At 64.0% G+C, this 25030-nt stretch carries 18 protein-coding genes; 14 read left to right on the forward strand and 4 right to left on the reverse strand.

The window, feature by feature from the left end:
- The first annotated feature begins 313 nt into the window (after window positions 1-313).
- The 10 genes from FJ414_RS05775 to FJ414_RS05820 all read left to right on the forward strand — a co-directional run bounded on the left by FJ414_RS05775 (window position 314) and on the right by FJ414_RS05820 (window position 11121).
- Window positions 314-991: a proton-conducting membrane transporter gene (locus FJ414_RS05775; protein WP_140642239.1), complete on the forward strand. Its 678-nt coding sequence runs from the start codon at window positions 314-316 to the stop codon at window positions 989-991.
- A 158-nt stretch (window positions 992-1149) separates the two neighbouring features.
- Complete coding sequence (locus tag FJ414_RS05780) at window positions 1150-2295, forward strand: aminodeoxychorismate synthase component I (RefSeq protein WP_140642241.1); 1146 nt, start codon at window positions 1150-1152, stop codon at window positions 2293-2295.
- Window positions 2244-2906, forward strand: coding sequence for an aminotransferase class IV family protein (locus FJ414_RS05785; protein WP_140642244.1), 663 nt, complete (start codon window positions 2244-2246; stop codon window positions 2904-2906). Before FJ414_RS05780 ends, FJ414_RS05785 begins: the two co-directional genes overlap by 52 nt.
- Before the next feature lie 40 nt (window positions 2907-2946).
- Complete coding sequence (locus FJ414_RS05790) at window positions 2947-3882, forward strand: DUF3445 domain-containing protein (protein ID WP_140642246.1); 936 nt, start codon at window positions 2947-2949, stop codon at window positions 3880-3882.
- A gap of 131 nt (window positions 3883-4013) precedes the next feature.
- Entirely contained in the window at window positions 4014-5459 is a 1446-nt protein-coding gene (locus FJ414_RS05795) for a homospermidine synthase (protein WP_140642248.1), read from the forward strand.
- Window positions 5460-5545: 86 nt separating this feature from the next.
- On the forward strand, window positions 5546-5923 hold the full coding sequence (locus tag FJ414_RS05800; RefSeq protein ID WP_140642250.1) for a hypothetical protein: 378 nt from the start codon (window positions 5546-5548) through the stop codon (window positions 5921-5923).
- 191 nt (window positions 5924-6114) lie between these two features.
- Window positions 6115-8238, forward strand: a complete 2124-nt coding sequence (locus tag FJ414_RS05805; RefSeq protein WP_140642252.1) for a bifunctional UDP-sugar hydrolase/5'-nucleotidase — start codon at window positions 6115-6117, stop codon at window positions 8236-8238.
- A gap of 143 nt (window positions 8239-8381) precedes the next feature.
- Window positions 8382-9446, forward strand: a complete 1065-nt coding sequence (gene hemH / locus FJ414_RS05810; protein WP_140642254.1) for a ferrochelatase — start codon at window positions 8382-8384, stop codon at window positions 9444-9446.
- Between the two features lie 239 nt (window positions 9447-9685).
- Window positions 9686-10636, forward strand: coding sequence for an SPFH domain-containing protein (locus FJ414_RS05815; RefSeq protein ID WP_140642256.1), 951 nt, complete (start codon window positions 9686-9688; stop codon window positions 10634-10636).
- 20 nt (window positions 10637-10656) lie between these two features.
- Window positions 10657-11121: an NfeD family protein gene (locus tag FJ414_RS05820; protein WP_140642258.1), complete on the forward strand. Its 465-nt coding sequence runs from the start codon at window positions 10657-10659 to the stop codon at window positions 11119-11121.
- Between the two features lie 56 nt (window positions 11122-11177).
- Here FJ414_RS05820 and FJ414_RS05825 read toward each other — a convergent pair whose 3' ends face one another.
- Entirely contained in the window at window positions 11178-12179 is a 1002-nt protein-coding gene (locus FJ414_RS05825; protein WP_140642261.1) for a KpsF/GutQ family sugar-phosphate isomerase, read from the reverse strand.
- Window positions 12180-12339: 160 nt separating this feature from the next.
- Here FJ414_RS05825 and FJ414_RS05830 point away from each other — a divergent pair, with 160 nt between their 5' ends.
- Entirely contained in the window at window positions 12340-14142 is a 1803-nt protein-coding gene (locus tag FJ414_RS05830; RefSeq protein ID WP_140642262.1) for an outer membrane beta-barrel protein, read from the forward strand.
- A gap of 157 nt (window positions 14143-14299) precedes the next feature.
- Here FJ414_RS05830 and galU read toward each other — a convergent pair whose 3' ends face one another.
- The gene (gene galU / locus FJ414_RS05835; protein ID WP_140642264.1) at window positions 14300-15205 is read right to left on the reverse strand and encodes a UTP--glucose-1-phosphate uridylyltransferase GalU; all 906 of its coding nucleotides are present in this window, start codon (window positions 15203-15205) and stop codon (window positions 14300-14302) included.
- A gap of 240 nt (window positions 15206-15445) precedes the next feature.
- Between galU and FJ414_RS05840 the strand changes: the two genes are divergently transcribed.
- From FJ414_RS05840 to FJ414_RS05850, 3 genes are all read left to right on the forward strand, one after another.
- Window positions 15446-16666, forward strand: coding sequence for a lytic murein transglycosylase (locus tag FJ414_RS05840; RefSeq protein ID WP_140642266.1), 1221 nt, complete (start codon window positions 15446-15448; stop codon window positions 16664-16666).
- A gap of 113 nt (window positions 16667-16779) precedes the next feature.
- The gene (locus tag FJ414_RS05845; RefSeq protein WP_140642268.1) at window positions 16780-17997 is read left to right on the forward strand and encodes a DUF459 domain-containing protein; all 1218 of its coding nucleotides are present in this window, start codon (window positions 16780-16782) and stop codon (window positions 17995-17997) included.
- Window positions 17998-18084: 87 nt separating this feature from the next.
- Window positions 18085-18492 (forward strand): MAPEG family protein, encoded by a 408-nt coding sequence (locus FJ414_RS05850; RefSeq protein ID WP_140642270.1) that lies wholly within the window; start codon window positions 18085-18087, stop codon window positions 18490-18492.
- Between the two features lie 38 nt (window positions 18493-18530).
- On the opposite strand, the gene FJ414_RS05855 is transcribed toward FJ414_RS05850, so the two are convergent.
- Complete coding sequence (locus FJ414_RS05855) at window positions 18531-19985, reverse strand: glutamate synthase subunit beta (RefSeq protein ID WP_140642272.1); 1455 nt, start codon at window positions 19983-19985, stop codon at window positions 18531-18533.
- 198 nt (window positions 19986-20183) lie between these two features.
- Window positions 20184-24920 (reverse strand): glutamate synthase large subunit, encoded by a 4737-nt coding sequence (gene gltB / locus FJ414_RS05860; RefSeq protein ID WP_140642274.1) that lies wholly within the window; start codon window positions 24918-24920, stop codon window positions 20184-20186.
- Between the last annotated feature and the right edge of the window lie 110 nt (window positions 24921-25030).

A 25030-nucleotide genomic window follows, 5' to 3' on the forward strand; every position in this document is an offset into this window, starting at 1 on the left:
ATGCATATTAGCAAGGGTCTATTCTTGCCCTAAATAGCTGTTCTTGAATAAACTCTCCGGGCATTTTTCAACTGGCTTTCGACAAGCCATATGATAGCGTCCGGCCTCAAGCTCAGCCGGACGCATCGCGCAGGGCCAGAGATGGCCTGCCGCTACGCCACGGCGAATGCGATGATGGCCGTCGGCCCGGACAAGGCCGAACGCCGATGGCTCGATTGAAGCCGGCGGTTCCGCCGACCACGGAACCTTTGACGATCCTTGGCGTGAGCTCGCCTTTCCGGGCCTCGGCCGACAGATCGGACTGGAGAGGGAAATGAGCACTTTCTTCTACATGCTCCTGGCGTTCGTCGTGGGTATCCTGGTTGGCTGGTTCATCTGGGGCCGCCTGCGCGGAGAGTTCGACAGTCTGCGCGGAGATCTCGACCGCACGCGAGGCGAGCGCGACAGGCTGCGCGCCGACAGCGATCGGTTGAAGGGCGAGCTCGACGCCTGCGGCCGTGCCCGTGCCGATCTCGAAAGCCGGCTGCGCGATGCGCCTGGCGCCAAGGCCGGCGCCGACAAGGCCGCCGCGCCGGCGCCGGCGGCGCTGATGTCGACGCCCGCCGCATCGACATCGGCAAAGGCCGCCCCGGCGAAGTCGGCCGCCGCAAAGAAGCCGGCGGCCAAAGCCGCCGCGCCGAAGAAGGCGGCAGCACCCGCGGCAAAGAAGGCGGCAGCGCCGCAGGCCGCGACCGGCAAGGCCGACAATCTGCGCCGCCTCATCGGCATCGGCCCGGTCAACGAAAGGCTGCTCAAAGGCCTGGGCGTCACCACCTATGCCGAGATCGCTGCCTGGACCGCCGCCGACGTCAAACGCATCGAGGAAGTGCTCAATTTCGACGGCCGCATCGCGCGCGAAAAATGGATCGAGCAGGCGAAATTGCTGGCCGCCGGCAACGAGGCCGAATTCGCCCACCAGTTCCCGACGGCCGGAACCGCAAGCAACACCTGAGCAACCTGCCTGGTTGGCAGCAAGGCGGCGTCCTTACGGGCGCCGTCTTTGTTTTGGGCCAGCCACCTTTGCGCCGCCGGACGCCGCTCCCTCGATTGCGCCACGCCAAGCCCCCATATAGAGCGGTCGACGGCGCTTTTTGTCCGCATCCGAGGCTAATGTCCCTGCCCGCAGCCATTTTCCGCAACGACGCGACCGCTCGTCAGCTGGTCTTCGACCGGCCGCGCGAGATCATCGTCGCGCCGGACGCGGAAGAGTTCATGCCCGCGCTTGAAAGGGCGCAGGCCGCATCGGACGCCGGCAAATGGCTGGCGGGCTATTTCTCCTACGAAGCCGGTTACCTGCTCGAGCCGAAACTGGTGCCGCTGCTGCCCGAAGGCCGCCGCGTGCCGTTGGTCTGCCTCGGCGTCTTCGATGCGCCTGTCGAGCAGGCGGTGCCGCAAATGCAGGCGTCAGCCAGCAACGGCCCGATCTTCGATGCCAGGGCAACATGGTCCGCCGAGGACTATGCCGGCCGCTTCGCGCGCCTTCACAACCACATCCGCAAGGGCGATTGCTACCAGGGCAACCTCACCTTCCCGGTTCATGCGCAATGGTCCGGCGATCCGCTTGCGGCCTTCGACGCGCTGACGGAACGCCAGCCGGTCAAATACGGCGCGCTGGTCTCGCTCGGCGATCCGATCGTCCTGTCGCGCTCGCCCGAATTGTTCTTCGAGATCGATGCCGGCGGCATGATCGAGACACACCCGATGAAGGGCACCGCGCCACGCGGCGCGACCAAGGCCGAGGACGCGCGGCTGAAGGCCTTCCTGCGCAACGACGAGAAGAACCAGGCCGAGAACCGGATGATCGTCGACCTTTTGCGCAACGACATCTCGCTGATCAGCGAAGTCGGCACGCTGGACGTACCGGAACTGTTCCGCATCGAGACCTATCCGACTGTGCACCAGATGGTAAGCCGCGTGCGAGCGCGGCTTTTGCCTGGCATCGGCATCCGCCAGGTCTTCGCCGCGCTCTTCCCCTGCGGCTCGATCACCGGCGCGCCGAAGATCCGCGCCATGGAAATCCTGCACGAGCTGGAAGACGCACCGCGAGAGGTCTATTGCGGCGCCATCGGCTGGATCGCGCCCGGCGGCAGGATGCGGTTTTCGGTGGCGATCCGCACCATCTCGCTCTTTGCCGATGGCGAGGCCGTCTACAATGTCGGCGGCGGCGTCGTCTTCGATTCGACCGCCGAGGAGGAATATCGGGAGTGTCTGTTGAAAGCGCGCTTCGCGACGGGAACGGTGCCGGCTTCGAACTGATCGAGACCATGCGCTGGGAGCCTGGTTCCGGCTTCCTGCGCTTCGAGCGCCATCTTGCTAGGCTTTATGCATCCGCCGCCGAACTCGGCTTCGCCTGCGATCCCGAACGGATCGGCGAAGTGCTGTCGAACACCGTTGGCGGGCACGGAACTGCCTTACGCGTGCGCCTTGCCTTGCAGCGAAATGGCGAAGCGACGGCCGCGGCTCAAGCCTACGAACCGCTGCCGGCGGACAAGGTCTGGCGGCTGCAGTTGGCACGTATCCGTCTCGATTCCGGCGACACGCTGCTGCGCCACAAGACGAGCCGGCGCCAGATTTACACGCAGGCACGCGCCGAATATCTCGCGACCCGCGCCGACGAGGTGCTTTTGGCCAACGAGCGCGGCGAACTCTGCGAGGGCACGATCACCAATCTCTTCGCCGATTTCGGCACCGGCCCGCTCGCCACGCCCCGCCTCGACTGCGGCCTTTTGCCTGGAATATTGCGCGGCCAGCTTCTGGACGAAGGCCGCGCCGTGGAAGCGATATACAGCTTCGACGACCTGAAGGCGGCGAAGGCGATCCTCGTCGGCAATTCGCTGCGCGGGCTGATCCCGGCGCAACTGGGCTGATTGAGCCAGGAGACAGGAACTGGATAGAAGCCAAGCGGACATGACAATTCGCCAGCCGACCCATACGCCCTATGATGGGTCTTCGAAACTCTTCACGATCGGGCTGAAGCCGCTCGAAATCGAGCGCTGGATCGAGGTCGACGAATTCCTTCTCCCGCACCTCGCCGAAAAGCAGCGGCTCTATGCCGATATCCCCGAAAAGGTCTTTGTCGAGGAGGCCGACACCCGCGACGCGCAAAGCGAAGTGCTGGCCCTGCTCAGCCCGCATCTCATCGCGAAACACCCGCGCACCCATTTCGGCGCCGGCTCGGATGTCGAGGTCATTGGCCTCGCAAGCGCGACCGACCGGCTGCCTCCTGCCCTGCGCGAGGCGCCGCTTGCAAGAGCATCCCTGCTCGTCCAGGAAGACCTGATCCTGATGCGCCGCGACGAGCGCGGCTGGCGGCTCGCCGCCGGTTCGCTCTGCTTCCCTTCGTCCTGGTCGCTCCAGGAAAAATTCGGCAAGCCGTTGCAGGAAATCCATGCGCCGGTGCCTGGATTCGGACCCGGCACGCGGCCGGCCGAGCTCATCAACCGGATGTTCGACGGCCTGCAGGGCCAAGCGGTCGAGCGCTTCAACTGGTCGATCCAGGCCGGCGACGCGCTCTACCATCCGCTCTCGAATATCCAGCGCATCGACCGTGCCACCAACCGCCCGACGCGATTCGCGGACGGCGACATCAACGCTCATGCCTTCATGCGCGTCGAGCGTCAGACGCTGCGCAAGCTGCCTGTCTCAAGCGACATCTTGTTCACCATCCGCATCCATCTCGATCCGCTCAAGGTGCTCGATGCCCATCCGGACCGGGCAACGCTGGCTGCATCCTTCGTGGAGCAGCTCCTGGCCCTCGACCAGCAACAACTCGACTACAAGGGCCTGACCGCCGACCGCGACCGGCTGGTTGCATTCCTCAACGATATCGCCGGATCGGCTTAACCACGCCGCCAAACCGGCTTACCCGCGATTGGCGCTTTTCGCTGGTTTATGACAATGATCTGTGGTGTACGGCTTGGCCGTCGGGCGAAAAATGCCCGGTTTTGCGCGTGTTTGAAGGAGTGTGCGAAAAAATGGCGAATGAAAACTGGCCCGTTTACGGTGAAATCACCGGTCCCGTCGTGATGATCGGCTTCGGTTCGATCGGGCGGGGAACGCTGCCGCTGATCGAACGCCATTTCAAGTTCGACAAGTCGCGCATGACGGTCGTCGATCCGCGCGACATCGACCGCAAATTGCTCGACGAGCGCGGCATCGCCTTCGTCCAGGAAGCGGTGACCGAGAAGAATTACAAGAAGCTGCTGACGCCGCTTCTGACCAATGGTGGCGGCCAGGGCTTTTGCGTCAACCTGTCGGTCGACACCGGCTCGGTGGACCTGATGAAATTGTGCCGCAAGCTCGGCGTGCTCTACATCGATACCGTCGTCGAGCCGTGGCTCGGCTTTTATTTCGACGCCGAGGCCGACAATGCCAGCCGCACCAACTATGCGCTGCGCGAGGCGATGATCCAGGAAAAGCAGGACAAGCCCGGCGGCCCGACGGCGGTCTCCACCTGCGGCGCCAATCCCGGCATGGTCTCGTGGTTGGTCAAGAAGGCGCTGGTCAACCTCGCCACCGATCTCGGTCTCGAGTTTTCGGAGCCCGCGCAGGAAGATCGCGAGGCTTGGGCCAGGCTGATGAAGAAGGCTGGCGTCAAGGGCATCCATATCGCCGAGCGCGACACACAGCGCACCAAGAAGCCAAAGCCGATGAACGTGTTCTGGAACACCTGGTCGGTCGAAGGCTTCATCTCGGAGGGCCTGCAGCCGGCCGAGCTCGGCTGGGGCTCGCATGAGAAGTGGATGCCGAAGAATGGCAAGAAGCACAAGCACGGCTCCAAGGCGGCGATCTATCTGGAACAGCCAGGCGCCAACACGCGCGTGCGCAGCTGGTGCCCGACGACGGGCGCGCAATACGGCCTCCTGGTGACGCATAACGAGGCGATCTCGATCGCCGATTTCTTCACCGTGCGCTCGAAGAAGGGCAAGCTTCAATACCGCCCGACTTGTCACTACGCCTACCATCCCTGCAACGACGCCTTGCTGTCGCTGGACGAGATGTTCGGCGCCGCCGGCAAGCCGCAGCCGGTTCACCATGTGCTCGACGAGAACGAGCTGGTCGACGGCGTCGACGAGCTCGGCGTGCTGCTCTACGGCCATGACAAGAACGCCTACTGGTACGGCTCGCAGCTGTCGCTGGCCGAGGCGCGCAAGCTCGCCCCCTACCAGAACGCCACCGGCCTGCAGGTCACCTCGGCGGTGCTCGCCGGCATGGTCTGGGCGCTGGAGAACCCGACCGCTGGTATCGTGGAGGCCGACGAGATGAATTACCGGCGTTGCCTCGAAGTGCAGTCGCCTTATCTCGGGCCGGTCAGAGGCTACTACACCGACTGGACGCCGCTGGACAATCGGCCGGGACTCTTCCCGGAGGACCTGGACAAGGACGATCCGTGGCAGTTCCGCAACATTCTGGTCCGATAGCGCCGGGACTGACCGGAGCCACCGCCTTGCAATCGCCCGGAAATCGGGCGATTGAAGGATGCGGACTGAGGAGAGGATTTTCAAAAATGACCATTGCGCGCAAACTGCTTTCGGCAGGCGCCGCGGCAAGCCTTCTGGCTGCGGCCGCCTGCACCACCACCGGTCCCTCGGACCAGCCTTCGATGGCGGCGGCGCCGAAGGGTGTCGAGGGCAACTGGATCGACGCCAAGGGCACCGGCCTGTCGACCTTCATGGCTGGCAGCTTCACCACCGTCGCCACCGACACTGGCCAGAAGCTGTCGGAAGGCAGCTACACCATGACCGGCGCGACCTCGGTCGAGATCCACGGCACCTCGTTGATCCGCCAGACCCCGGTCAGCTTCAACTGCCTGATGATCTCCACCAGCCAGCTCAACTGCACCAGCGCCAGCGGCCAGAATTTCGTGCTGACGCGCCGGGCTTGAGGGTTCGCAAATCTTCGGCTGACAGGGACGGCGGCGCAAGTCGCCGTCCTTTTTTGTGCCGGCAAACATCTTCCTGATTTGTGCTTGCATCGACCGGACCCCGATGTGAACATGGCCCAAGGCTGACTGTTATTTTCCAGTCAAGCGAGGGCGTTAAGCATATTCGAAGTCAGCTTATCCGGGAGACGAAGATGAAGAAGATTGCCGCGATCCTGGCCTTGTCCGCCTCGACGCTTGGCCTGTCGGCTGGCGTATCTTTTGCCGACTACACGCTGAACATCCTGCATTTCAACGACTGGCACAGCCGCATCGAAGGCAACAACAAATACGAGTCGACCTGTTCCGCCGATGAGGAGACCAAGGGCGAATGCATCGGCGGCGCCGGCCGGCTGATCACCGCGATTGCTGAGCAGCGCAAGAAGCTCGAAGGCCAGAACGTGCTGCTGCTCAATGCCGGCGACAACTTCCAGGGATCGCTGTTCTACACCACCTACAAGGGTGCGGTGGAAGAGGAGTTCCTCAATCAGATCAAGCCCGACGCGGTAACGCTCGGCAACCATGAGTTCGACGACGGCGAGACCGCGCTGGTGCCGTTCCTCGACAAGGCGAAATTCCCGATCGTCAGCGCCAATGTCGTGCCCAACGACAAGTCCGGCGCCGCGGGCAAGTTCAAGCCCTCAATCGTCGTCGAGGTCGGTGGCCAGAAGATCGGCATCGTCGGCGCCGTCACCAACGACACGCCGGAACTCGCCTCGCCCGGCCCGAACATCGCCATAACGGACGACGTCAAGGCGATCACCGCCGAAGTCGAGAAACTGAAGGGAGAGGGTGTCAACAAGATCATCGCCGTCACCCATATCGGCTATAGGCGCGAGCGCGACGTCATAGCGAAAATCCCCGGTATCGACGTGGTGGTCGGCGGCCACAGCCACACGCTCCTGTCGAACACCGATCCGAAGGCGGCGGGCCCCTATCCGACGATGGTCGACAACCCCGACGGCTACAAGGTGCCGGTGGTGCAGGCGGCGTCCTATTCGAAATATCTCGGCGAGTTCAAGGTCGTGTTCGACGACAACGGCGTCGTCAAGGAGGCCAGCGGCGACCCGATTTACCTCGACAACTCGATCACCCCCGATCCGGCCGTGCTGGCCCGCATCAAGGAACTCGGGGCGCCGATCGAGGCGCTGAAGAACAAGGAGGTGGCCGAGACCACCAAGGCGATCGACGGCAGCCGCGAGAATTGCCGCGCGCGCGAATGCGAGATGGGCAATCTCGTCTCCGACGCCATTCTCGACCGCACCAAGGGCCAGGGCGTCGAAATCGTCATCTCGAACGGCGGCGGCCTGCGCGCCTCGATCGACCAGGGCACGGTGACCATGGGCGAGGTGCTGACCGTGCTGCCGTTCCAGAACACGCTGGCGACGTTCAAGATCTCGGGCAAGGACCTGGTCGCGGGCCTCGAAAGCGGCCTCAGCCAGATCGAGGACGGCGCCGGCCGTTTCCCGCAGGTTGCCGGCATCAAATATTCCTTCGACAGATCGGTCGCGCCCAATGCCGGCCGCGTCAAATCGGTCGAGGTGATGGAGAACGGCGCCTGGACGCCGATCAATCCCGACAAGCAGTACCTCGTCGCCACCAACAACTACGTCCGCCAGGGCGGCGATGGTTACAAGGTTTTCGCCGACAAGGCCACGGACGCCTATGACTACGGCCCCGGCCTGGAGCAGGTGGTGGCCGACTATCTCAGCGCACATCAGCCCTACACGCCGAAGCTTGACGGCCGCATCACCGAAATTGCGGCGGCGACCGCGGCGGTCGAGCCGGCAAAACCAGCCGAGACGGCGCCTGCCGCACCGGCGGCAGAACCGGCAAAGCCGGCTGAGGCCGCTCCTGCAGCCACGACCCAGCCGCCGGCAGCCGAGGCAGCAAAACCGGCCGAGACCGCACCGGCCGCGAGCGAACCCGCAATGCCGGCTTTGCCTTCCAGTTCCAGTGACATCGCCGGCACGCCGCCGAGTGTCTCGACCGAGGCCCCTCCGGCACCGGAAGGGACGAAGCCGGCTGAAACCGCTCCGGCGACGCCTGCTCCCGCCCCAGCCGCCGAGACGGCCAAGCCAGCGGCCGCGGCGCCGGCTGAAACCAAGCCGGCTGAGATCAGCCACACCGTCGCCGCCGGCGATACCTATTGGGACCTGGCCAAGAAAGCCTATGGCGACGCCACCCGGTGGAAGCTTATCTCCGAAGCCAACAAGGATTATAAGCCGCGTCGCCTGCCGCTCGGCGCGACGCTGACCATTCCGCCGGCCGCGAAGTAAGCGGCCACCCCGGAATTCATGGCACCCGCCCGAAAACGGGCGGGTGTTCCTTTTCCGGTGCCAAACGCGATAAAGTGCGGCCAGACGCAGCATTGAAAACCGGCAGGGCATCGCTAGTTTCGCGGCGCTACCGGAGACTGTTCATGACGCTTGCCAGCCCCACCGATGCCAAAGCTGCAAAAGCCGCCGGCCCGCCGCCGGCGGGCACTGCGCCAGCCAGGACGGGCAAGATCGGCATCATGCTGGTCAATCTCGGCACGCCCGACGGTACCGACTTCAAGCCGATGTGGCGCTACCTGCGCGAGTTCCTCTCCGATCCGCGCGTCATCGAGCTCAACAAGGCGATCTGGTATCCGATCCTCTACGGCCTCGTGCTGACCACAAGGCCGAAAAAATCCGGCGCCAACTACGCGCGTATCTGGAACCGGGAGATGAACGAGTCGCCGCTGCGCACTTTCACCCGCGCTCAAGGTCAGAAGCTGGCCGCTGCGCTGGCCGACTTGCCCAACGTGACGGTCGACTGGGCGATGCGCTACGGCAACCCCTCGACGGCCAGCGTCGCGCAAAAGCTGGTCGCGCAAGGCTGCGAGCGCATCCTTTCCTTCCCCCTCTACCCGCAATATTCGGCGACGACGACGGCGACCGCGAACGACCAGCTGTTTCGCGCGCTGATGAAGATCCGGCATGCGCCGGCGATCCGCAGCGTACCGCCCTATTACGACGAGCCCGTCTATATCGAGGCGCTCGCCCGCTCGATTGAGAAGCACATCGCAACGCTCGATTTCGAACCTGAGGTGGTGATCACCTCCTATCACGGCATCCCCAAACCCTATTCCGACAAGGGCGATCCGTACGGGGCGCATTGCCTGGAAACGACAAGGCTGCTGCGCGCGCGCCTCGGCTGGGACGAGAACAAGCTCATCACCACCTTCCAGTCGCGTTTCGGCGCGCAGGAATGGCTGCAGCCCTATACCGATGTCACCGTCGAGAAACTGGCCAAGGACGGCGTGAAATCGATCGCCATCGTCAATCCCGGCTTTTCCGTCGATTGCATCGAGACTCTGGACGAGATCGGCCGCGAGGCGGCCGAAACCTTCCATCACGCCGGCGGCAAGAACTTCGCCCATATCCCCTGCCTCAACGACAGCGCCGAGGGCATGGCGGTCATCGAAGCGCTGGCGCGGCGCGAGCTTTCCGGCTGGGTGTGACCGGCTTCACCGACTAATGCATGTCGCCCAGAAGTGTGCAGCGGTTCTGGGACAACGACATGCATCAAGGCAAAGACTTAAAGCGTGTCGACTGAATCCGTTTCAGCGCGACGCGCTTTAGCTTGAAACCGGTGCGCAAAAGCCTCCGCTAACCAATATTAGCGATCACCTGATTGTAACGTTGCGGAAACACACTTAAGTGATTCCGTGAAGTCGGTGCCTATTGAGGGAGATACGAAATGGGCTTCAGCGGTTTCGATATTGCCATCGTCGTTCTTGTTTTCCTGGTTATCATCCTTCTTTTCAAAGGCATCAAGACGGTGCCGCAAGGTTACAATTACACGGTGGAACGCTTCGGCCGGTACACCAAGACGCTGACGCCTGGCCTGAACATCATCAACCCCATCTTCGAGCGCGTCGGCGCCAAGATGAACATGATGGAGCAGGTGCTCGATGTGCCGACGCAGGAGATCATCACCCGCGACAACGCCATCGTCGGTGTCGACGGGATCGCCTTCTACCAGATACTCAATGCCGCGCAGGCCGCTTATCAGGTGGCCGGGCTGCAGAACGCCATTCTCAATCTGACCATGACCAACATCCGTACCGTCATGGGCTCGATGGACCTCGACGAATTGCTGTCCAACCGCGACGCCATCAACGAGCGCCTGTTGCGTGTCGTCGACGAGGCGGCGCATCCGTGGGGCATCAAGATCACCCGCGTCGAGATCAAGGACATCAATCCGCCGGCCAATCTCATCGAATCGATGGGCCGCCAGATGACGGCCGAGCGCAACAAGCGCGCCCAGATCCTGGCCGCCGAAGGCCTCAAGCAGTCGCAGATCCTCGAGGCCGAGGGCCGCAGGGAAGCAGCCTTCCGCGACGCCGAGGCGCGCGAGCGCTCGGCCGAAGCGGAGGCCAAGGCGACGCAGGTCGTGTCGGAAGCCATCGCCAAGGGCGACGTCCAGGCGCTCAACTACTTCATCGCCCAGAAATACACCGAGGCGCTGACCAAGATCGGCTCGGCCACGAACAGCAAGATCGTGCTGATGCCGCTGGAAGCCTCGTCGCTGATTGGAACGCTCGGCGGCATCGGCGAGATCGCCAAGGAAGTTTTCAGGAGTGAAGGTACGGCTGGGGCGCAGCGGCAGGCAGCACGCCCGCCGCTGGTTCGGCCGAACGAAAACTGAGATCATAGGAGGCTGCTCCCATGTTCGATCGTATCGTTTCCGAACTCGGCCCGTGGAACTGGATGGTTCTGGGCTTCGTGCTCCTGGTGATGGAGATCGTCGCGCCGGGCGTCTTCATGCTGTGGATCGGCATCGCCGCGCTCATCGTCGGCGCGGTGTCGCTGGCGATATGGGACGCCGCTTTCTGGACCTGGCACGTGCAGGTGCTGGCGTTCCTGATCCTGTCGCTGATATCGGCTTTCGTCGGCAAGAAACTGATGGCCGGCCGCCACGACGATGCCGACCAGCCACTGCTCAACCGCCGCGGCGCGCAGATGGTGGGCAAGCTGGCGACGCTGGCCGAGCCGATCAAGGACGGCCGCGGCCGCATAAAGCTCGGCGACACGCTGTGGCGCGTTTCCGGCCCTGACCTGCCCGCGGGCACGCAAGTGCGCGTTGTCGGCGCCGCCGACACCGACCTGGAGCTGACGGTCGAGGCGGCCTGAACCGAGACAGGTATCGGACGGGCTGAGGCTAAGGCAATTCCAGGAAAAGTGCGTGGCTAGGCTGCGCCAATGCGCAGTAGGTCGTGGAAATGAACCACGCCCACCGGCATTTTGTCTTTGATCACGACCAACGCGCCGATATTGTGCTCGTTGAGCATGGCGATCGCCGTGCCCGCCAGCGTCTGCGGATCGATCGTCTTGGGCGTGCGGGTCATGACCTCATCGACGGTCACGTCGGCCAGATTGCGATGCAGATTGCGTGCAACGTCGCCGTCGGTGACAATCCCGACCAGTTTGCCGCTCGCATCGACGATGCAGACGCACCCGACTTTCTTCTGCGACAGCGTCATCACCGCTTCCGGCATCTTGGTGCCGAGCAGGGCGAGCGGAACCTGATCGCCGGTCCGCATGATCTCCGACACCAGGGTCAGGTTGGCGCCAAGCTGCCCGCCGGGGTGCAAGGCTCGGAAGTGATCCGGCGTGAAGCCCCGCGCTTCGAGCAGAGCGATAGCCAACGCGTCGCCCAGCACGAGTTGGAGAAGCGTCGACGTCGTCGGTGCCAGCCCGTGCGGACAAGCCTCGGGCACGACCGGCAGCAGCAAAACCACATCGGCCGCACGCGCCAGCGCCGAGCTCTCGCCGGAAGTAATGGCGATCAGCGGGATGGAAAAACGCCTAGAATAGGCGACGATGCCCATCAATTCCTTGCTTTCGCCCGACCACGACATGGCGATGATGGCGTCGTCCTTGGCGATCATGCCGAGATCGCCATGATTGGCCTCGGCCGGATGGACGAAAAAGGCTGGCGTGCCGGTCGAGGCAAGCGTCGCGGCGATCTTTGCGCCGATATGGCCGCTCTTGCCGACGCCGGTGACGATGACGCGGCCCTCGATCCGCGAGATCAGGTCGATCGCGGCGGCAAAAGGCTCGGTCAGCCCGTTTGCGAGCGCGGCGGCCAGGGCCGCCACGCCGGTCTGCTCCGTCGCCACCGTTCTCAGCGCCGATTCGATCGCGGCCTGCCTGTCCGGCTGCTTTCTCTCTGGGGACCCCGCATGCATGGCGCAAGCGATTAGCGCTTTGCCGCGCCCCTGTCCAACAGAATTGCCGCGGCCTGCCGATCCGGGCGGCTCTAAGGCGGCTGTCTCAACCCTCCGTTAACCATCCGCATTTACGGTTCGGTAAGTATGGCGCAACCGCGCCGCGCAAGCAGTGGTGACGATGTCCGGGGGCCAGTCTGAAACGAAAATCGATCGAAGGGGCATTGCCGTTGCGGCACTGCTGCTGACGGCAAGCGCGCTTGCCTTGCTGCGTCCCGCGCCGGCATTTTCGCAGGAAACCGAGCTGCGCGGCGAGGTCTCCGAATCGGCCATACTCGCCGACCAGCAGCGCAAGGCCAGGCAGTTGAGAGCGCAAGGGTCGCTGGATCAGACCCCGCCCGCGGCCGCGGCCGTCCCGGACACGGCACCGACGACCTACCAGCCGTCGAGCCCCGGCGCCGTTCCCGATGACGATCAGACGGCGGGCGCGACAGACAGCATCTTCGACCAGCCGCAGGCAACGGACGATCCATTGGCCGACACCAAGGCGCCGGCAAAACCCCGCCGGCCCTCGACGGCTGCTCAGCGTGCCCAGGACGCCAAGGCTGACGCCAAGTCGAACACCAAGACCGCCGACAAGAAGAAGACCAAGAAGAAGGCGGGCGAGGCTACCGACGGCACGACCACCGCCGCGACCACCGCCACTGGCGACCAGACTGACGCTGCAGCGACCGAGGACGACGGCAGCAACCGCCGTGCCGTCACCATCGACAGTGTCGACAAGCAGAAGCTCGACCCGGGCCAGGAGCGCACCGCATCCATCGAAGGCCAGAAGGTCAAGCCGGAGGACGATCCCTTCGCCGCTCCCGGTGTCAAGGTCGGCACCTTTGTCTTCCGGCCGACGCTCGAGCAGGGCTTCACGGCCACCTCCAACGCCGATTCCAGCAGCACCGGCAAATCGGCGGTTCTGTCCGAGACGGCGCTGCGTTTCACCGCGACCTCCGACTGGCGCGAGAATTCAGCCTTGATCACCGGCTACGGCCAGTTCCGCAACAGCGTCTCGGGCGAAAAGATCAACGATGCGCAAGGCCGCATCGAAGGCCAGCTCAATGTCGATCTCGACAACGAGCTGCGCGCCATCGCCAAGCTGGGCTACGAAGCCGCACCCGAATCGGCCTCCGCGCCGGATGCGATCGCCGGCGTCGACCACCAGCCGTTGCGCCAGACGGTGGACGGCAGCCTCGGCATCGAAAAGGATGTCGGCAAGATGCGTTACACGCTGACCGGCGCGGTTTCGCACGACTTCTATGGCGACGCCGAGCTCACCGACGGCACCACACTGTCGCAGAAGGATCAGGACAACACGCTCTACACGGCAACCTTGCGCACCGGCTACCAGATATCGCCGGCGCTGACGCCCTTCACGGAAGTCGAGCTCGGCCGCCGGGTCTATGATCTGCGCCTCGACACAGACGGCTTCGACCGAGCCTCGAAGAGGGTTGGCGCGCGCGCCGGCCTCGCGCTCGATATGGGCGACAAGCTTTCGGGCGAATTTTCCGTCGGCTGGCTGCGCGAGGCGCTAGACGACAGCCGCCTCCCAGCAATCGCCGGGCCGTCCATCGACGCCGACCTCAAATGGTCGCCCGAGCGCGGCACCACGATCGGGCTCACCGGAAAGACCGAAGTAGAGACCACCACGACGGCAGGCCAGAGCGGCGATATCCTCTATTCGGGCCGTCTGACCGGTGAGCGCCAGATCCGCGCCAATCTGACGGCGAACTCGGCACTGGGCCTCGACTGGCGCGATTACACCGGCTCCGACGGTCACGATCTGATCCTGAGCGCCGAGGCCGGGCTGACCTGGTGGCTGAACCGCTATGCCGGCCTCACCACCAGGGTGCGGACGGAGAAGCTGACCAGCAACCTGCCTGGACGCGACTATACGGCCAACAGCGTCTATCTCGGACTGAAGGTCCAGCGCTGAAGGCAGTGACGACCAAGCCTATGTCGAGATTCAGGTCAGGCCGAGTCGAGAACGGTGAGTTCCGAGAACCGGAGCGGAGCGTACTCAAAGTACGTGAGCACCGGAAGCGCAGGAACCTGCCGCTCGCAGACCGGCCTCACCTGAATATCGGCATAGGCTAGAACGCCGCGCCGCGCCGCTCGACCGGCTGCACCTCATCGAGCAGTGCGCGGATGACGCCGGCCATGCTTGCGTTCATGTCGCTGCGCCACAGCGCGAAGGCGACATTGGCCTCGACGAAACCTTCCGGCGAGCCGCAGTCGAAGGTGCGCCCCTTGTAGTGATAGCCGTAGAAGGGCTGCTTTTTCTCCAGCTTCAGCATCGCGTCGGTCAGCTGGATCTCGTTGCCGGCGCCGCGTTCCTGGCTTTCCAGGATGCCGAAGATTTCCGGCTGCAGGATGTAGCGGCCGTTGATGAAGAGGTTGGAGGGCGCTGTGCCCTGCTTCGGCTTCTCCACCATGCCGGTGATGCGGAAGCCGTGATGCGTATCGTCGCCGCGGCCGACAATGCCGTATTTATGCGCCTCGGCCGGATCGCATTCCTGCACGGCGATGATGTTGTTGCCGGTCTCGGCATAGAGCTCGACCATGTCCTTCATGCAGCTCTTTTCCGACTGCATGATCATGTCCGGCAAAAGCAGCGCGAAGGGTTCGTCGCCGACCAGCTCGCGGGCGCACCAGACGGCGTGGCCGAGGCCCATCGGCACCTGCTGGCGCGTGAAGCTGGTCTGTCCCGGCGCTGGCTGGAGCCGCTGCAGTCGGGCGAGCTGGTCGTCCTTGCCGCGCTGAGCCAGCGTGTCATACAGCTCGAACTGGACGTCGAAATGGTCCTCGATGACCGCCTTGTTGCGCCCGGTCACGAAGATGAAATGCTCGATGCCGGCCTCGCGCGCCTCGTCGACCACATATTGGATGACCGGCCGGTCGACGACGGTCAGCATTTCCTTCGGGATGGCCTTGGTGGCTGGAAGAAACCGCGTGCCGAGGCCTGCGACCGGAAAAACTGCCTTGCGAACGCGCTTCATGCTGACACCCCTGCGTTTCAGCCAATTATCCGCTCGGCGACGCGCTCCGCAATCCCCCCACGCTTTTTCACGCCGGAATCATTTTCACGCCGGAATGTTGGACTACCGAACGGCCAAAGTTGAATGTGAGAGCTAAAAGCCGCGACACCTCTTTTCGTTCCCAGCGGCACCTATGGTAAACTAAATACTAACCCGGTTCGGCGTTGAATGATCCTTCCTGATTTGACGAAGGAGGAAATGATGTCCGTTCGCAACACCGCGAGGCGCATGACGGCACTGGTGACGGCCGCCGGTCTCACGCTGGCCTTGCTGATGCCCGCCGGACCCGCTTTCGCCGACGCCGGGTTCCGCCAGTGGGTCTCGGGTTTCCGCGCCACCGCGGTGGCGGGCGGCGTTTCGGGCGCTGTTTACAATCAGTCCATGAGAGGCATCGAGCCCGACCCGGTCGTGCTGGAAAAAGCCCGCACCCAGCCGGAATTCACCGCGCCCGCCTGGGACTATTTCGACAACCGCGTGCATGACCAGTCGGTGGCCAACGGCCAGGCGATGGCGAGGAAATGGAGACCGTGGCTCGACCGGATCGAGGCGCGGTTCGGCGTCGACCGCAATGTTCTTCTCGCCATCTGGTCGATGGAATCGAACTATGGCGAGATCCTCAAGCGCGACGACATCATGCGCAACGTCATCCGTTCACTGGCGACGCTCGCCTATGGCGACCCGAAGCGCTCGAAATATGCCCGTACCCAGCTGATCGCCGCCTTGAAGATCCTGCAGACCGGCGACATCGACGAAAGCCATCTGATGGGCTCCTGGGCCGGGGCGATGGGCCAGACCCAGTTCATCCCGACCAGCTATCAGCGCTACGCGGTCGACATGGACGGCAACGGCAAGCGTGACATCTGGAATTCGATCCCCGACGCGCTGGCGACGTCCGCCAATCTGCTCAAGAAGAACGGCTGGCAGGCCGGCAAGACCTGGGGATATGAGGTTTCCATACCAGCCGGCAAGCTGCCCGGCGGCGCAAAGACGATCGCCCAATGGCAGGCGCTCGGCGTCGTCCGGGCCAGCGGCAAGCCATTCAAGAACCTGACCGACAAGGCGACGCTGAAAGTACCGGACGGCAGGGGCGGCCCCGCCTTCCTGATGATCAGGAATTTCTCGGTCATCAAGGCTTACAACAATGCCGACAAATACGCTTTGGCCGTCGGCCTTCTGGCCGACGAGATCGCTGGCGGCAACGGCCTGGTGCAGGACTGGCAGCGGCCTTTCACCAAGCTCAGCTTCGAGGAACGACAGGAACTGCAGAAGCGGCTTTCCGATCACGGCTATTATGACGGCAAGTTCGACGGCAAGATCGGCGATGGCTCGAAAGCCGCCATCATGGCCTATCAGGCCAAGGTAGGCTTGAACCAGGATGGCTATCCGAGCATGGAAGTGCTCAAATGGCTCCGCAAGCAGTAGAGCCGTCCACGCCGCCAGGCATCCTTTCAAATAGGGCAAGGATGCTGTAGCGCTTCGATTTGCGCATGACTTCCCGCGTCTGCCTAGTCATGCGCCAAGGGATGGAGAGGTGTTTGGTGTCGGTCGCGCGTATCAGGCAGGGCATTCGCCGGGCGCCGATCCTGATTCTCGCGCTGACCGTGCTTGTCGTCATCGCCGCCGGCGCTTTCCACGCACCTGCATTCGCGCAGGAGGAAAGCCGCGGCTGGTCGTTGCGTGACCTTCTGTTCCCGCGCCGCAGCGAACGCGTCGAGCCACCGGTCGAAATCCAGAAATCAAGGCCGAAACCGAAGAAGAAATCCAAGCCGCGCCCACCGGCCGAGCCGGAAACGCCGATCGTCGAGAAGACGAACGACGCCCGTGTCGTGCTGGTGGTCGGCGATTTTCTGGCGGGCGGTCTGGCCGAAGGCCTGGACACTGCCTTTGCCGACAATCCCGCCGTCAGGATCGTTGCCCGCAGCAACGGGTCGTCGGGCTTCGTGCGCGACGATTTCTATAACTGGCCGGTCGAGATCAAGTCACTGATCGAGACCGAGAAGCCGTCGGCCGTGATCGTCATGCTGGGCTCCAACGACCGCCAGCAGATGCGGGTCGGCGAGGTGCGCGAGCAGCCCCGCTCGGAGAACTGGACCAAGGAATACGAGCGCCGCACCGATGCGTTCGGCAAGGCCATCCAGGACACCAAAGTGCCGTTCCTATGGGTCGGCATGCCGGCTTTCCGCGTGTCGAAGATGAACTCGGACATGCTTGCCTTCAACGACATCTATCACTCGGCCGCCGAAAAGCATGGCGGCGAATTCGTCGATGTCTGGGACGGCTTCGTCGACGAGAACGGCGCTTTCGTCACCTCCGGCCCGGACATCAACGGCCAGCCGGTTCGCTTGCGTTCCGACGACGGCATCAACGTCACCAAGGCCGGCAAGCGCAAGCTCGCTTTCTACACGGAAAAGCCGTTGGCCAAGATCCTGGGCCTGGCGGCGCCGGGAAGCGTCACGACCGTGTCGGCGCCTGCCGGCGCTCCGGTCGAGGCGCCGAAGCCGGCTGCGGCGCCCGTCATCGTCAACCGCACCGCGCCGATGCTGCTCGGCGACCCGTCGCTCGACGGCGGCACCGAACTGCTGGGCGCCGCGCAGCCGGCCAGGGCCGATCCGAACCTGCCCGGCGAAAAACTGATCATCGAAGGCAAGGCGCCGGCCGCCTCGCCTGGCCGCGCCGACGATTTTTCCTGGCCGCCGAAGCCGCAGCCGGCGACCGCGGCTGTAGAGTCCGACCCGACGCCGGCGACTCCGTGACCGACATTCCTGCGTAGCGGCAATTTCGCGCCAAGCCGAACAATGACATTGTTGGATTTTGGCCGAAGTCAAAGTCGGGGGGCGAATATGTCGGCAACAGGCTATGCCTTGCTTGGGTTCGTGACTTGGACCCTCTTATTGCTCATATGGATGGAAATCCTGCGCACCCATCTTGTGGTGAGCGGCCGCGTCCCCGCGAATGGCTTCGCACCGGACAACGCCGGTCTTTCGCCCTTCTTGCAGCGGCTGGCGCGCGCCCATGCCAATTGCATCGAAGGCCTTCCCATATTCGGAGGTCTCATGGCCCTGGCCATAATGAGCGCGCGCGCCTCGATTACCGATCCGCTCGCATCTTGGTTTCTGGGCGCGAGGCTGGTGCAGTCGGCCATTCATTTGACGTCGACAAGTCCGACCGCTGTCAAGGCTCGATTTTCGGCGTTCTTGGTCCAGATGGCCATCGGCCTCTATTGGGCGATAAAGCTGTTGCTTAGCTAGGCTGCGCTTCGCGAAAGGCTGCGGCTCGTTAGCCCAATTTAACGCGGCAGAACCGTCGATCCCATCAGCGTCTCGTCGATCGAGCGCGCCGCCTGGCGGCCCTCGCGGATCGCCCACACCACCAGCGACTGGCCGCGGCGCACGTCGCCCGCCGCATAGAGCTTGTCGACACTGGTCCTGTAGTCGCGATCGTTGGCCTCGACATTGTTCGAGCGGCGGCTGTCGGTGACGACTTTGATCTCGCCGTCGAGCTCCTTCATCAGGCTGTCGCCCGCCGGTCCGGCGAAGCCGATGGCGATGAAGGCGAGATCGGCGCGGATGACGAACTCGGTGCCGGCGATCGGCTTGCGCTTGTCGTCGACCTCGCAGCAGCGCACACCGGTCAACTGACCTTCCTCGCCGATGAACTCGAGCGTCGCCACCTGGAATTCGCGCTCGGCGCCCTCGGCCTGCGAGGACGAGGTGCGCATCTTGGTCGCCCAATAGGGCCAAACCGCAAGCTTGTCTTCCTTCTCCGGCGGCTGCGGACGGATGTCGAGCTGGGTCACGCGCACCGCGCCCTGGCGGAAGGCGGTGCCGATACAGTCGGACGCGGTGTCGCCGCCACCGACGACGACGACATGCTGGCCGCCGGCGATGATCGGGTGCGAGGGCCACGCCACCGACTGGATCGGCTCGCCGCCGACACGACGGTTCTGCTGCACCAGATAGGGCATGGCGTCATAGACGCCGCTGAGATCGGCGCCCGGAATACCGGCCGGGCGCGGCGTTTCGGAGCCGCCGCAATAAAGCACGGCGTCGAATTCCCCGAGCAGGTCAGCCACCTTCATGTCGACGCCGACATTGACGCCGCAATGGAAGGTCACCCCCTCGCCCTGCATCTGCTCGATGCGACGGTCGATATAGTGCTTCTCGATCTTGAAGTCCGGAATGCCGTAACGCATCAGCCCGCCGGGACGGCTTTCGCGCTCATAGACATGCACGTCGTGGCCGGCGCGGCCCAGCTGCTGCGCCGCCGCCATGCCGGCCGGGCCGGAGCCGATGACGGCAACCCGCTTGCCGGTCTTCCTTTCCGGCGGATAGGGCCGGATATGGCCGGTCTCATAGGCCTTGTCGGCGATCGCCTGCTCCACCGTCTTGATGGCGACCGGGATGTCCTCGAGGTTCAGCGTGCAGGCTTCCTCGCACGGCGCCGGGCAGATGCGGCCGGTGAACTCCGGGAAATTGTTGGTCGAGTGCAGGTTGCGGATCGCGTTGTCCCAGTCGCCATTGTAGACGAGGTCGTTCCAGTCGGGGATCTGGTTGTGGATCGGACAGCCCGTCGGCCCATGGCAGAACGGAATGCCGCAATCCATGCAGCGAGCGGCCTGTTTCTCGACCTCCTTGTCCGACATCGGCAATGTGAATTCGCGGAAATGCCGGATGCGGTCCGAGGCAGGCTGGTACTTGTGCACCTGCCGGTCGATCTCGAGAAAGCCTGTTACCTTGCCCATAGTCCAGTCCCTGCTGTCCGAGGCACGCTTTTTGTCGGCGCACCCGTTAACCCCTTAAGGCTGCCCTGGCAACCGCACCTTGTTGGAGCATGACCTTCGCCCGAAAACCGGTTCCCACTTGTCGGGGTCATGCTCTCGGGGTCAGGATTGTTGGCGAGGATGCCGGCCGGAGAGCCATCTCTCCGGCCTGCCCGATGCTTATTCCGCCGCCACGCTCATGCGCATGCGTTCCATCTCGATCAATGCGCGGCGATATTCCACCGGCATGATTTTTCGGAATTTCGGCCGGAAGTTCTGCCAGTCGTCGAGGATCTCGCGACCGCGCACCGAACCGGTGAAATGCACATGGTTCGAGATCAGCTGGTAGAGCCGTTCCTCATCATGGCTGGTCATATCGCCGGAGACGTCGACGCGGCCCTTGTGGTCGAGGTCGCCGCCGTGGTGAAGCAGTTTCTCCATCAGGTCGTCCTCTTCCGGGACCGGCTCCAGCTCGACCATCGCCATGTTGCAGCGTTCGGCGAAATCGCCCTTCTCGTCCAGCACATAGGCGACGCCGCCCGACATGCCAGCGGCGAAGTTGCGGCCTGTCTTGCCGAGCACGACGACGATGCCGCCGGTCATGTATTCGCAGCCATGGTCGCCGACGCCTTCGACGACGGCGGCCACGCCCGAATTGCGCACCGCGAAGCGCTCGCCGGCGACACCGGCGAAATAGGCCTCGCCTTCGGTGGCGCCATAAAGCACCGTGTTGCCGACAATGATCGAGTCCGCCGCCACGATCTTGGCTTCTTCCGGTGGGCGGATGACGATGCGGCCACCCGACAGGCCCTTGCCGACATAGTCATTGCCGGCCCCGACGAGCTCGAACGAGACGCCGCGCGCCAGGAACGCGCCGAAGGACTGACCGGCGGTGCCGGTGAGCTTCACATGGATCGTGTCTTCACGCAGGCCCTTATGCTTGAAACGCTTGGCGACCTCGCCCGACAGCATCGCGCCGGCCGAACGATCGACATTGCGGATCGGCAGCTCGATGGTGACGGGCTGCTTGGCGTCCAGCGCCGGCTTGGCCAACTCGATCAGCTTGCGATCGAGCACGTCGTCGATCGGATGCTTCTGCCGCTCGGTCCAATGCAGCGCCTCATGCGGGGCGTCCGGCTTGAAGAACATCTTCGAGAAGTCGAGCCCGCGCGCCTTCCAGTGCTGGATGACGTCGCGCTTTTCCAAAAGGTCGGTGTCGCCGATGATCTGGTCGAGATGGGTGTAGCCCATTTCGGCAAGCAGCGCCCGCACCTCTTCCGCCACGTAGAAGAAGAAGTTGATGACGTGCTCGGGCGTGCCCTTGAAGCGCTTGCGCAGCACAGGGTCCTGCGTCGCCACGCCGACCGGGCAGGTGTTGAGGTGGCACTTGCGCATCATGATGCAGCCGGCGGCGATCAGCGGCGCGGTCGAGAAGCCGAACTCGTCGGCGCCGAGGAGCGCGCCGATGATGACGTCGCGACCGGTGCGCAACCCGCCATCGACCTGCAGCGCTACGCGCGAACGCAGGCCGTTGAGCACCAGCGTCTGGTGCGTCTCGGCAAGGCCCATTTCCCACGGGCTGCCGGCATGCTTGAGCGAGGTCAACGGCGAAGCGCCGGTGCCGCCATCATAGCCGGAGATGGTGATGTGATCGGCGCGCGCCTTGGCGACGCCAGCCGCGACCGTGCCGACGCCGACCTCCGACACCAGCTTGACCGAGACATCGGCCGCCGGATTGACGTTCTTCAGATCGTAGATCAGCTGCGCCAGATCCTCGATCGAATAGATGTCGTGGTGCGGCGGCGGCGAGATCAGGCCGACGCCGGGCGTTGAGTGCCTGACCTTGGCGATGGTCGCGTCGACCTTGTGCCCTGGCAGTTGGCCGCCCTCGCCGGGCTTGGCGCCCTGCGCGACCTTGATCTGCATGACGTCGGAATTGACCAGATATTCCGCCGTGACGCCGAACCGTCCGGACGCGACCTGCTTGATCGCCGAACGTTCCGGGTTCTTGCCGCCGTCGGGCAGCGGCAGATAGCGGTCGGCCTCTTCGCCGCCCTCGCCGGTGTTCGACTTGCCGCCGATGGCGTTCATGGCGCGCGCCAGCGTGGTGTGCGCCTCGCGCGAAATCGAGCCGAACGACATCGCCCCGGTCGAGAAGCGCTTGACGATCTCGGCCGCCGGCATGACGTCCTCGATCGCGACCTTCTTGCGGCCGGTCTCTTCCGCTGTTCTGAGCTTGAATAGGCCGCGAATGGTCTGGGCGCGCGCGGTTGCGCTGTCGATCTGCGCCGAATAGTCCTTGAACGTGTCCCAGGAGCCTTGCCGCACGGCGTGCTGCAAGGTGGCGACCGCATCGGGCGACCACATATGCGCCTCGCCGCGCATGCGGAACATGTATTCGCCGCCGACCTCTAGGTTGTTGCGCAGCACCGGATCGCTGCCGAAGCCATCGCTGTGGCGGCTGAGCGTCTCGGTGGCGATCTCGTCCAGGCCGACGCCTTCGATCAGCGTCGCGGTGCCGGTGAAATACTTCTCGACGAAATCCGACTTCAGCCCGATGGCGTCGAAGATCTGCGCACCGCAATAGGACTGGTAGGTCGAGATGCCCATCTTGGACATCACCTTGAGGATGCCCTTGCCGATCGACTTGATGTAGCGCGAGACCACCTCGTACTCGTCGACCTCTTCCGGCAGCTCGCCGCGCTTGTGCATGTCGAGCAGCGTGTCGAAGGCGAGATACGGGTTGATCGCCTCGGCGCCGTAACCGGCCAGGCAGCAGAAGTGATGCACTTCGCGCGGCTCGCCGGATTCCACAACCAGCCCGACCGAGGTGCGCAGGCCCTTGCGGATCAGGTGATGGTGCACGGCCGCCGTCGCCAGCAGCGACGGAATGGCGATGCGGTCCGGCCCGACCTGGCGGTCGGACAGGATGATGATGTTGTAGCCGCCGGCGACCGCCGCCTCGGCCCGCTCGCAGAGCCGGTCGATGGCGCCCTGCATGCCGGCAGCGCCCTCGTTCGAGCCGTAGGTGATGTCGATCGTCTTGGTATCGAAACGGTCTTCGGTGTGGCCGATGGAACGGATCTTCTCCAGATCGCCATTGGTCAGGATCGGCTGTCGCACTTCGAGCCGCTTGCGGCGCGACGTGCCGACCAGGTCGAAGATGTTCGGCCGCGGGCCGATGAACGACACAAGGCTCATCACCAGCTCCTCGCGGATCGGGTCGATCGGCGGGTTGGTGACCTGGGCGAAGTTCTGCTTGAAATAGGTGTAGAGCAGCTTCGACTTGTCCGACATCGCCGAAATCGGCGTGTCGGTGCCCATCGAACCCACCGCTTCCTGGCCGGTGGTGGCCATCGGCGCCATCAGAAGCTTGGTGTCTTCCTGCGTGTAGCCGAAGGACTGCTGGCGATCGAGCAGGCTGACATCCTTGCGCAGCGCGCGCGGTTCGACCGGCTTCAGGTCTTCGAGAATGAGCTGCGTGTTGGCGAGCCAGGTCTTGTAGGGGTGCCTGGTCGCGATCTCCGACTTGATCTCCTCATCGGAGACGATGCGGCCCTTGGCGAGATCGATGAGCAGCATGCGGCCCGGCTGCAGCCGCCACTTCTGCACGATCTTTTCCTCCGGCACCGGCAGCACGCCGGCCTCCGACGCCATGATGACGCGGTCGTCATCGGTGACGATGTAGCGCGCCGGGCGCAGGCCGTTGCGGTCGAGCGTGGCGCCGATCTGGCGGCCGTCGGTGAAGACCACCGCCGCCGGTCCGTCCCACGGCTCCATGAGCGCCGCGTGGTATTCGTAGAAAGCCTTGCGGTCTGCATCCATGAGCTTGTTGCCGGCCCAGGCTTCCGGGATCAGCATCATCATGGCGTGGCTGAGCGAATAGCCGCCCTGGAACAGGAATTCGAGGGCGTTGTCGAAGCACGCCGTGTCGGACTGGCCGTCATAGGAGATCGGCCACAACTTCGAGATGTTGTTGCCGAACAGTTCGGAATCGACCGAGGCCTGACGCGCCGCCATCCAGTTGTTGTTGCCGCGCACCGTGTTGATCTCGCCATTATGCGCGACCATGCGGTAGGGATGCGCCAGCTTCCAGGACGGGAAGGTGTTGGTCGAGAAACGCTGATGGACGAGGATCAGCGCGGTTTCGAAGCGCGGATCGGTGAGATCCTTGTAATAGGCGCCGACCTGATAGGCCAGGAACATGCCCTTGTAGACGATGGTGCGCGCCGACAGCGACACGCAATAGGCGCCGATGTCCTTGTTGTCGTTCTCGGCATAGATGCGGCCCGAAATCACCTTGCGCAGCAGATAGAGCCTGGCCTCGTACTCCTCGTCGTCGGTAATGTCGGACGTGCGGCCGATGAACACCTGCCGATGGAACGGCTCGGATGCCACGATATCGGGCGCCTTCGACAGCGACGAATTGTCGACCGGGACGTCACGGAAGCCGATGAGCGGCAGCCCTTCCGACTGTGCCGATTCGGCGATGACTTCTTCGATATGGGCGCGCAGTGCCGCGTCCTGGGGCATGAACCAATGGCCGACGCCGTATTGGCCGGCCGGCGGCAGTTCGACGCCCTTGGCGGCCATTTCATCGCGGAAGAAGCTGTCCGGAATCTGCACCAGCACGCCGGCGCCGTCGCCGACCAGCGGATCGGCACCGACGGCGCCGCGATGGGTGAGGTTTTCCAGCATCGCCAGACCGTCCTCGACGATCTGGTGCGACTTCACCCCCTTCATATTGGCGATGAAACCGACGCCGCAGGCGTCATGCTCGTTGCGCGGATCGTAAAGGCCCTGCGCGGCCATGCCGTTGGCAGTCCGCAGCTCTTTGGTCAGGACGGTATTTTTAACGGCTGCCGCTTTCGTCTGCGCGGCATGGCCGTCGATCGCAGATGGCGTCAGTTCCGTCATCGTCCTATCCTCCGTTCTCCACCTTGGCCCCGACTGTCTCAGGGCGCTGGTTTGCCTTGGGAAGCATGACGCTTCCCCTTCATCCTGCTGCACGTCTCGCGAAATCCACC

The sequence above is a fragment of the Mesorhizobium sp. B3-1-6 genome, from assembly GCF_006439555.1.
Taxonomy (GTDB): domain Bacteria; phylum Pseudomonadota; class Alphaproteobacteria; order Rhizobiales; family Rhizobiaceae; genus Mesorhizobium.

Excerpts from the sequence above, each read along its gene's own strand:
- gltB (WP_140642274.1), bottom strand. The coding sequence starts at position 24,920 with ATGACGGAACTGACGCCATCTGCGATCGACGGCCATGCCGCGCAGACG.
- FJ414_RS05795 (WP_140642248.1), top strand. The coding sequence starts at position 4,014 with ATGGCGAATGAAAACTGGCCCGTTTACGGTGAAATCACCGGTCCCGTC.
- FJ414_RS05805 (WP_140642252.1), top strand. The coding sequence starts at position 6,115 with ATGAAGAAGATTGCCGCGATCCTGGCCTTGTCCGCCTCGACGCTTGGC.
- FJ414_RS05855 (WP_140642272.1), bottom strand. The coding sequence starts at position 19,985 with ATGGGCAAGGTAACAGGCTTTCTCGAGATCGACCGGCAGGTGCACAAG.
- FJ414_RS05825 (WP_140642261.1), bottom strand. The coding sequence starts at position 12,179 with ATGCATGCGGGGTCCCCAGAGAGAAAGCAGCCGGACAGGCAGGCCGCG.
- FJ414_RS05780 (WP_140642241.1), top strand. The coding sequence starts at position 1,150 with ATGTCCCTGCCCGCAGCCATTTTCCGCAACGACGCGACCGCTCGTCAG.
- FJ414_RS05820 (WP_140642258.1), top strand. The coding sequence starts at position 10,657 with ATGTTCGATCGTATCGTTTCCGAACTCGGCCCGTGGAACTGGATGGTT.
- FJ414_RS05775 (WP_140642239.1), top strand. The coding sequence starts at position 314 with ATGAGCACTTTCTTCTACATGCTCCTGGCGTTCGTCGTGGGTATCCTG.
- FJ414_RS05830 (WP_140642262.1), top strand. The coding sequence starts at position 12,340 with ATGTCCGGGGGCCAGTCTGAAACGAAAATCGATCGAAGGGGCATTGCC.
- FJ414_RS05800 (WP_140642250.1), top strand. The coding sequence starts at position 5,546 with ATGACCATTGCGCGCAAACTGCTTTCGGCAGGCGCCGCGGCAAGCCTT.
- FJ414_RS05790 (WP_140642246.1), top strand. The coding sequence starts at position 2,947 with ATGACAATTCGCCAGCCGACCCATACGCCCTATGATGGGTCTTCGAAA.
- hemH (WP_140642254.1), top strand. The coding sequence starts at position 8,382 with ATGACGCTTGCCAGCCCCACCGATGCCAAAGCTGCAAAAGCCGCCGGC.
- FJ414_RS05815 (WP_140642256.1), top strand. The coding sequence starts at position 9,686 with ATGGGCTTCAGCGGTTTCGATATTGCCATCGTCGTTCTTGTTTTCCTG.
- FJ414_RS05850 (WP_140642270.1), top strand. The coding sequence starts at position 18,085 with ATGTCGGCAACAGGCTATGCCTTGCTTGGGTTCGTGACTTGGACCCTC.
- galU (WP_140642264.1), bottom strand. The coding sequence starts at position 15,205 with ATGAAGCGCGTTCGCAAGGCAGTTTTTCCGGTCGCAGGCCTCGGCACG.
- FJ414_RS05840 (WP_140642266.1), top strand. The coding sequence starts at position 15,446 with ATGTCCGTTCGCAACACCGCGAGGCGCATGACGGCACTGGTGACGGCC.